Origin of the sequence: Vibrio neptunius (assembly GCF_000967495.1) — a bacterium.
In the GTDB taxonomy this organism is placed as follows: domain Bacteria; phylum Pseudomonadota; class Gammaproteobacteria; order Enterobacterales; family Vibrionaceae; genus Vibrio; species Vibrio neptunius.
Genome location: NZ_JXXU01000017.1, coordinates 62,080 through 70,627, shown reverse-complemented (window position 1 = coordinate 70,627; position 8,548 = coordinate 62,080). Strand labels below are relative to the sequence as shown.

Sequence of the window (8,548 nt, the reverse complement as noted above, 5' to 3'; positions counted from 1 at the left end):
TCGACTAATTCTTAGGAATTAACTGAAATCTTGCACTTTTCTTCATTTATGAAGAAAGCACATCTAAAAAAAGAGAAGCTTCGGCTTCTCTTTTTTATTATTTGGTTATAAAAAAAATATTCACCTTTTGGATCATATCTAGATATAAACTTCATTTTATCTTATAAAACAATTTGTTAAATAGCCATAAAGCCATGCTATAAGTATGGTTAAACGCGTAAGTGTTTTGCACCTTTCATTCGTCCTGTTTGTTATAACAAATTTGTCTTAATATCTTCGGCAACCTAACTGGTAATAAGAACAATTATTGTTTATATTTTTATCCTAGGTTGTATTACGGGTCTCATTTATGTACGTTTGTTTGTGTCATGGAGTTTCTGACAAGAAAATCAGGAGGTTAGCTTTAGAAGAGGGAGTAACCGATATTAAAGGCATAAAGAAATGCACCGCACTTGGCAGTCAATGTGGAAAATGTGTCAAGATGGCGAAGGAAATCCTCAATGAAACAGGTGTAGTACAGTACCAAAAAGCGAGCTAAAACAGCCTCGTGTATTTTTGACACCTTCTCAATTGGTTCTAAAGTTTAAATGGAGCCAAAGAGGAGGTTTTTGTCATGAAAGGCGATCCAATCATTATTCAACATCTTAATAAAATCCTTGGCAATGAGCTAGTTGCCATTAACCAATATTTCCTTCATGCGCGAATGTATAAAGACTGGGGGTTAAAGCATTTGGCGGATAAGGAATATCACGAATCCATCGATGAAATGAAGCACGCAGATCATTTGATTGAACGTATTTTGTTTCTTGAAGGCATCCCTAACTTGCAAGATCTTGGCAAGTTAATGATTGGTGAAGACACCAAAGAGATGCTGGAATGTGACCTCAAGTTAGAAATGGCTGCGATACCTGACTTAAAAGCGGCGATCGCTTACGCGGAAGATACACACGATTATGTATCCAGAGATCTGTTTCAGGATATATTAGAAGATGAAGAAGAACACGTTGATTGGCTTGAAACTCAACTTGGTTTGATCGACATGACAGGTATACAAAACTACCTACAGGCTCAGTTTGTTGATGAAGACGACGACTAAGCAGAATGACAACAGCTTAGAGCAGCGTGTTATGCGCTGTTCTATTCTCTAGCCACCCTTGCATCACATTTCTCTTGCTTAAATTGCAATCATTCTGTACTATTCGTGCTCCTTAAATCTCGGTCAATTATCTTTAGTTCCTTGCTTCCTCTGGATGACCGGGCCAATTGTGGAAGCTGAATAATCCGTAAGGAGCAACCAATGCGTCATTACGAAATCGTATTCATGGTGCACCCTGATCAAAGCGAGCAAGTTGCTGGCATGATCGAGCGTTACACTGGTTCTATCACTGAAGCTGGCGGTACTATCCACCGTCTAGAAGACTGGGGTCGTCGTCAACTGGCTTACCCAATCAACAAGCTTCACAAAGCTCACTACGTTCTAATGAACGTTGAAGCTGACCAAGCTGTTATCGATGAACTAGAAACTGCTTTCCGTTTCAACGATGCAGTTCTACGTAACATGATCATGCGTACTAAAGCGGCTATCACTGAGCAATCTATCATGCTTAAGCAGAAAGAAGAGCGTGCTCCTCGTCGCGAAGAGCGTGCTGAAGCTAAGCCAGAAGCAGCGGCTGAGTAATTACTACTCAGAATTAGTACTCAGTCTAGATAACTCAAGGGGTTACTCGAATGTGTTTATCTAGGCAGACAACTTTTTTCAAATTTAAGATCAGGAGATAGCCCATGGCTCGTTTCTTCCGTCGTCGTAAATTCTGCCGTTTCACTGCAGAAGGCGTACAAGAGATTGATTACAAAGACGTAGCAACTCTTAAAAACTACATCACTGAAGCTGGTAAAATTGTACCTAGCCGTATCACTGGTACAAGCGCTAAGTATCAACGTCAACTAGCTCGCGCTATTAAGCGTTCTCGCTACCTAGCTCTACTACCGTACACTGACAAGCATCAGTAATCGGTCGTTTTATTAAGAAAGAGGATTAAGCAATGCAAGTTATTCTACTTGATAAAATCGGTAACCTAGGTGGTCTTGGTGACACTGTAAACGTTAAATCTGGCTATGCTCGTAACTTCCTTATCCCTCAAGCTAAGGCAGTTATGGCAACTAAGGCTAACGTTGAAATGTTCGAAGCTCGTCGTGCTGAACTAGAAGCTAAAGTTGCTGAGCAACTAGCTACTGCAGAAGCTCGTGCAGAGAAAGTTAACGCTCTAGAAGCTGTTGTTATCGCTTCTAAAGCTGGTGACGAAGGTAAACTGTTCGGTTCTATCGGTACTCGTGACATCGCTGATGCAATCACTGCTGCTGGCGTTGAAGTTGCGAAAAGCGAAGTTCGTCTTCCAGAAGGCGCACTACGCAACACTGGTGAGTTCGAGATCAGCGTTCAGCTTCACTCTGAAGTATTCGCTGCAGTTAACCTACAAGTTGTTGCTGCTGAGTAATTCAGTATCAAGACGTATTTTAAAAGCACCTCCCAGAGGTGCTTTTTTATGTCTAAAGTGTGGTATTTAAAATAAGAAAAGTAAGTTAACAGAGAAAATACTGTCGGCTTTCTTTAGCCCTTCGGGGACGCGATCATGATATTGACGTGTATGAGCCAGTTTGAGAGCGATATCTTCTGTGATGTTGTTGGTCACATTGATATCTGTATCTACTCTGAGGTTACTGTCACCGGCGACGAGAGTCACATCGGCGGCTAGGCTAAGGTTTTTCAGTACTTGCCAACTTGAATTGACTTTACCTCGAAAAATCGCTTCCTGAACGGTCTCCTCAAAGACAATATCGCTGTCACCAATTTCATCAGTATTGGGCTCTTGGTAGCGGAAACCAGGGCCGAGCTCGAGTTCCAGCACAAAGACATCGGTATTAGAAAATTGATAACCTAAGCCTCCCGAGAGCGTATAGTCCTTAAAATAAGCACTATATCGAGAATCGACACCTTTGAAGCTGCCGTAAAGATACGTCTTAGGGCTAAGCTTATAGTCGCTCTGCGCCGTGTAGGTTGACTGCCGTTTGTCTTCTTCCCCATCCTTATAAAGTAGGTAGTACTTCCACTCACCGCTGGTTCGGTATCGGCCAGATAGGTACTCGGCACTGAGTCGAGAATTAAGGGAACGTGAGTCTGAGTTTCCGGTGTGCGCCTGATAACCGAATTCAATTTCGGTATCCCAAGGGGAGGGTATTTCAATGTCCGTTTGACTTTGTACTGTCTCATCCGCAAGGACTACGGAACTGCACAGTAGGCCTGCACTCAAGAGCCAAAGTTTCGTCACTCACTACCTCTTTATAGATGGGAAAATTGGGGAAATAGTAGAGGTTATTCACTCAAATTCCGTCAGTTCTAAGTTAATTCTACACGAGTTGCATTCAAACCCCTTGTTTATTACAGACATCCCGCTCATTCTGGCTATAATGAGCGGTCACAAGTAAATTGTTGAGCAAGAGCATGGCAGAACAGAGAACAGACAATCGTAATCAGAAACCAGCAGACGCCCAAGTCGATGCTATCAAGGTTCCTCCACATTCGTTGGAAGCTGAGCAGTCCGTCATCGGTGGTTTGTTGTTGGATAACGAGCGCTGGGATACTGTATCTGAACGCGTGGTGGCGAAAGATTTTTACAGCCGTCCACATCGTTTGATGTTCGAAGCATCGCAAAGCATTCTAGAAGATAGCCAGCCTCTTGACTTGATCACCTTGTCAGAGTTTTTAGAGCAGCGTGAACAATTGGACGATGTTGGTGGTTTTGCTTACCTTGCAGATTTGGTCAAGAATACACCGAGCGCAGCTAACATTAACGCCTATGCAGATATCGTCGCGGAACGTGCTCTGACTCGCGACTTGATCGGTGTGGCGAATGAAATTGCCGATGCGGGATACGATCCTCAGGGGCGTACATCTGAGGATCTGCTTGATATGGCAGAGAGTAAGGTGTTTGCTATTGCCGAGTCGCGTACTAGCGAAAGTGAGGGACCGCAAAATGTCGATAATATTCTTGAGAAAACGCTCGAACGTATTGAGATGCTCTATAAATCCCCTCAGGATGGGGTAACAGGGGTAACGACGGGCTTTACCGATTTGAATAAGAAAACGGCAGGTCTTCAAGGCTCGGACCTAGTTATTGTTGCAGCGCGTCCATCGATGGGTAAAACAACATTTGCGATGAACTTGGTTGAAAATGCAGCGATGGCCCATGATAAGCCCGTGTTGGTTTTCTCTTTGGAGATGCCATCTGAACAGCTAATGATGCGTTCTTTGGCATCCCTCTCTCGTGTCGATCAAACCAAGATAAGAACTGGCCAGTTAGATGATGAAGATTGGGCGCGTATTTCTTCTACTATGGGGCTTTTAATGGAGAAGAAAAACATCTTCATTGATGATAGCTCGGGTCTGACACCAACCGAAGTCCGCTCACGAGCAAGACGTATTGCGCGTGACCATGGTGGTCTGTCTATGATAATGGTCGATTACCTTCAATTAATGCGTGTCCCTGCGCTGGCTGATAATCGTACGTTGGAAATCGCCGAAATTTCCCGTTCACTGAAAGCCTTGGCTAAAGAGCTCAACGTGCCAGTGGTCGCACTGTCGCAGCTCAACCGTTCCTTAGAGCAACGTGCCGATAAACGCCCTGTTAACTCAGACTTGCGTGAATCAGGCTCGATAGAGCAGGACGCTGATTTGATCATGTTCATATACCGTGATGAAGTGTATCACCCAGATAGCCCGATGAAAGGTACGGCGGAAATCATCCTAGGTAAGCAGCGTAATGGTCCGATTGGTTCGGTACGTTTGACTTTCCAAGGTCAATGGTCACGGTTTGATAATTATGCTGGCCCGGCGTTTGATGTGGATGAAGAGTAACGCATGAGTTATATGAAAGCGGCAACGGCCTTTATTGATTTAGATGCGTTGCAACACAACTTAAAACAGATTAAATCTCAAGCACCAAATAGTAAGATCATGGCGGTGGTTAAGGCCAATAGCTATGGTCATGGTTTGAGACATATTGCAAAGTATGCCACGGATGCAGATGCATTCGGTGTGGCACGGATTGAAGAAGCGTTGCAACTTCGGGCTTGCGGTGTGGTGACACCGATTTTATTACTCGAAGGTTTTTATTCTTCGGGCGATTTACCTGTCTTGGTGACTAATAACATTCAAACCGTAGTGCATTGTGAAGAGCAGCTTGAAGCACTTGAGCAAGCAGAGCTGGATACTCCTGTCGTTGTTTGGCTTAAAATCGATAGCGGGATGCATCGTCTCGGTGTCAGGCCGGAACAATACTGGGATTTTGTCTCTCGTCTCAAAGCGTGTCGTAACGTGGCGAAGCCACTACGTTACATGAGTCATTTTGGTTGTGCTGATGAGCTGGATAAGTCCACTACGACAGAACAAACTGAGCTGTTCTTGTCTCTGACTGATGGTTGCGAAGGTGAGCGTTCACTCGCCGCTTCTGCGGGATTATTGGCGTGGCATAACAGTCACCTCGATTGGGTAAGACCCGGAATCATCATGTACGGTGTTTCACCATTTAACGACAAAACGGCACAGCAGATGGGATATCAACCTGTCATGACGCTCAAATCACACCTTATTGCGGTACGTGAAGTAAAAGCGGGCGAGAGCGTCGGCTATGGCGGGATGTGGACCAGTCAACGCGATACCAAAGTGGGGGTTATCGCGATTGGGTACGGTGATGGCTATCCAAGAACCGCTCCCAATGGCACACCAGTGTTAGTCAATGGTCGCAAAGTACCGATTGCGGGAAGAGTGTCGATGGACATGTTGACGGTTGATCTCGGTCCAGATGCCAATGATAAGGTGGGGGATGAGGCAATCCTTTGGGGACAAAGCCTTCCTGCTGAAGAGGTGGCTTGCCATATTGGCACTATTGCTTATGAACTGGTAACTAAGCTGACCTCGCGAGTGGAAATGGAATATTCCAAATAGCTGACATCGAATCTTTCGTTTTAGGCTGGCTTATTAAGCCAGCCTTTTTATTTTTCGCCCTGAATCGTCACAACTAAGGTGCGGCTACCACCGTAATCACGATGCTCTCCAAGGTAGATTCCTTGCCATGTCCCTAGAGCTAATCGTCCGTTGCTAATGGGGATCATCACGCTGCACCCTAAGATCGACGTTTTGATATGGGCGGGCATATCATCATCGCCTTCATAGGTATGCTTATAGTAAGGGGCGCGCTCCGGCACAAACTGGTTAAAGTGCTTTTCCATATCATGACGTACCGTTGGGTCGGCGTTTTCGTTAATGGTCAGGCTTGCAGAAGTATGTTGGATAAATAACTGTAATATTCCGACAGAAAAATCCGCTATCTCTGGAATTTGTTGTTCTATTTCATCGGTGATGAGATGAAATCCGCGTTTTCTCGCGCTCAATTGAATACGCTTCTGAGCCCACATATGGCATCCTCTATAATCTATTTGGCAAATTCAACCTGAGGCGGTAAGGTGAGTGCCAATAGCTAGTCATGGGTTTGAGTGTAACTAAATCACTTAACGTGACTTAACTCAATGATGGTGCAGCCACACTGGTTCATAATTGCACCTTGAAAATTTATTACAAAGTTCTGGCTGCTTGTTGCAATGCGAGAACCGAACTATTTTTGCTTAATCGGGGATTCTACTGGCTGTCGTTTATCTTACTCTTCAGTCAATCAATGTAGAATAAAACCTACTGTAACATCGGGATAGTAACCATGTTGAAAAATATCAATCCAACGCAAACATCAGCTTGGAACGCGCTGACTGCGCACTTCGAATCGGCTCAAGATATGGATCTTAAAGAGCTGTTTGCTCAAGACGCTGCGCGTTTTGACAAATTCTCTATGCGTTTCGGTAGCGACATTCTTGTTGATTACTCTAAGAACCTAATCAATGAAGAAACTATGAAGCATCTGTTCGCATTAGCTGGCGAAACTGAGCTTAAAGCAGCAATTGAAGCGATGTTCAGTGGTGAAGCAATCAACCAAACCGAAGATCGCGCCGTACTCCACACAGCACTGCGTAACCGCAGTAACACTCCTGTTATGGTTGATGGTGAAGATGTCATGCCTGCAGTAAATGCAGTGCTAGAAAAAATGAAATCGTTTACGGAACGTGTCATCGGCGGCGAGTGGAAAGGGTACACAGGTAAAGCGATTACTGATGTTGTGAATATTGGTATCGGCGGCTCTGATCTTGGTCCTTATATGGTGACTGAAGCTCTAGCTCCTTACACAAACCACCTAAATCTCCACTTCGTTTCGAACGTTGATGGCACGCACATCGTTGAGACGCTAAAGAAAGTAAACCCAGAAACGACATTATTCTTGGTCGCATCTAAGACGTTTACTACACAAGAGACTATGACCAATGCACATAGTGCTCGTGATTGGTTCCTTGAGTCAGCAGGTGATGAAGCACACGTAGCGAAGCACTTTGCAGCGCTTTCTACCAACGCACCCGCCGTATCTGAGTTTGGTATCGACACCGACAACATGTTCGAGTTCTGGGACTGGGTTGGCGGTCGTTACTCGTTATGGTCAGCAATTGGTCTTTCCATTGCCCTAGCGGTGGGTTACGACAACTTTGTTGAGCTGCTAGATGGCGCTCATGAAATGGATAACCACTTTGCGTCGACTGAGCTAGAAAGTAATATTCCTGTGATCCTTGCGCTAGTTGGCCTTTGGTACAACAACTTCCACGGCGCTGAGTCTGAAGCGATACTTCCATACGATCAGTACATGCACCGTTTTGCAGCTTACTTCCAACAGGGCAACATGGAGTCTAACGGTAAGTACGTTGACCGTGATGGCAACGCAGTGACTTACCAAACAGGTCCAATTATCTGGGGTGAGCCTGGTACTAACGGTCAGCACGCTTTCTACCAGTTGATTCACCAAGGTACTAAGCTGATCCCTTGTGACTTTATTGCACCTGCTATTAGTCATAACCCTGCAGGTGATCATCACCAGAAATTAATGTCTAACTTCTTTGCTCAAACTGAAGCGCTTGCTTTTGGTAAGTCGGAAGAGACAGTCAAAGCGGAATTTGCCAAAGCAGGCAAAAGTGAAGAAGAAGCGGCAACCTTAGCACCATTCAAAGTGTTTGAAGGTAACCGACCAACTAACTCAATCCTAGTCAAGCAAATCACACCGCGTACGCTAGGTAATTTGATCGCTATGTATGAGCACAAGATCTTCGTCCAAGGTGTTATCTGGAATATTTTCAGCTTCGATCAGTGGGGGGTGGAGCTAGGTAAACAATTGGCTAATCAAATCCTACCTGAATTAGCCGATGAGTCGGAAATCAGTTCTCACGACAGCTCAACGAATGGTCTGATTAACGCATTCAAAGCTTACAAGGCATAAGCTGCTCCGAACTAAGTAAAAACGCCAACCTGTCGGGTTGGCGTTTTTGTTTTGGAAAGCGGGAACGCTGCGCTTCTGGATAACGGGATCGGACTTCGCCCGCGAGAATCAAGAACGGGCTCCGCCCT

The 8,548-nt window shown here is 44.9% G+C and carries 10 protein-coding genes; 8 read left to right on the top strand and 2 right to left on the bottom strand.

Annotation, left to right across the window (positions count from 1 at the left end):
* Positions 1 to 349 precede the first annotated feature (349 nt).
* From TW84_RS06530 to rplI, 5 genes are all read left to right on the top strand, one after another.
* Entirely contained in the window at positions 350 to 538 is a 189-nt protein-coding gene (locus tag TW84_RS06530) for a (2Fe-2S)-binding protein (RefSeq protein WP_045974844.1), read from the top strand.
* A gap of 75 nt (positions 539 to 613) precedes the next feature.
* Positions 614 to 1,096 carry a bacterioferritin gene (gene bfr, locus TW84_RS06525; RefSeq protein WP_045974843.1) on the top strand — a complete coding sequence of 161 codons (483 nt, stop codon included), beginning with the start codon at positions 614 to 616 and terminating at the stop codon, positions 1,094 to 1,096.
* 201 nt (positions 1,097 to 1,297) lie between these two features.
* Positions 1,298 to 1,678, top strand: coding sequence for a 30S ribosomal protein S6 (gene rpsF / locus TW84_RS06520; protein WP_004747103.1), 381 nt, complete (start codon positions 1,298 to 1,300; stop codon positions 1,676 to 1,678).
* 104 nt (positions 1,679 to 1,782) lie between these two features.
* Positions 1,783 to 2,010: a 30S ribosomal protein S18 gene (gene rpsR, locus TW84_RS06515; RefSeq protein ID WP_000090472.1), complete on the top strand. Its 228-nt coding sequence runs from the start codon at positions 1,783 to 1,785 to the stop codon at positions 2,008 to 2,010.
* Between the two features lie 32 nt (positions 2,011 to 2,042).
* Positions 2,043 to 2,495, top strand: a complete 453-nt coding sequence (rplI, locus tag TW84_RS06510) for a 50S ribosomal protein L9 (RefSeq protein WP_045974842.1) — start codon at positions 2,043 to 2,045, stop codon at positions 2,493 to 2,495.
* 66 nt (positions 2,496 to 2,561) lie between these two features.
* Here the strand turns inward: rplI and TW84_RS06505 are convergent, their stop codons facing one another.
* Positions 2,562 to 3,326 (bottom strand): DUF481 domain-containing protein, encoded by a 765-nt coding sequence (locus TW84_RS06505; protein WP_045974841.1) that lies wholly within the window; start codon positions 3,324 to 3,326, stop codon positions 2,562 to 2,564.
* A gap of 173 nt (positions 3,327 to 3,499) precedes the next feature.
* Here TW84_RS06505 and TW84_RS06500 point away from each other — a divergent pair, with 173 nt between their 5' ends.
* Both TW84_RS06500 and alr read left to right on the top strand, forming a co-directional pair.
* On the top strand, positions 3,500 to 4,912 hold the full coding sequence (locus TW84_RS06500) for a replicative DNA helicase (protein ID WP_045974840.1): 1,413 nt from the start codon (positions 3,500 to 3,502) through the stop codon (positions 4,910 to 4,912).
* Between the two features lie 3 nt (positions 4,913 to 4,915).
* Entirely contained in the window at positions 4,916 to 6,001 is a 1,086-nt protein-coding gene (gene alr, locus TW84_RS06495; RefSeq protein ID WP_205622469.1) for an alanine racemase, read from the top strand.
* 47 nt (positions 6,002 to 6,048) lie between these two features.
* Here the strand turns inward: alr and TW84_RS06490 are convergent, their stop codons facing one another.
* Positions 6,049 to 6,471, bottom strand: coding sequence for a secondary thiamine-phosphate synthase enzyme YjbQ (locus tag TW84_RS06490; RefSeq protein ID WP_045974839.1), 423 nt, complete (start codon positions 6,469 to 6,471; stop codon positions 6,049 to 6,051).
* Positions 6,472 to 6,767: 296 nt separating this feature from the next.
* On the opposite strand from TW84_RS06490, the gene pgi reads away from it, so the two are divergent.
* Entirely contained in the window at positions 6,768 to 8,420 is a 1,653-nt protein-coding gene (pgi, locus tag TW84_RS06485) for a glucose-6-phosphate isomerase (protein ID WP_045974838.1), read from the top strand.
* Positions 8,421 to 8,548: the final 128 nt, after the last annotated feature.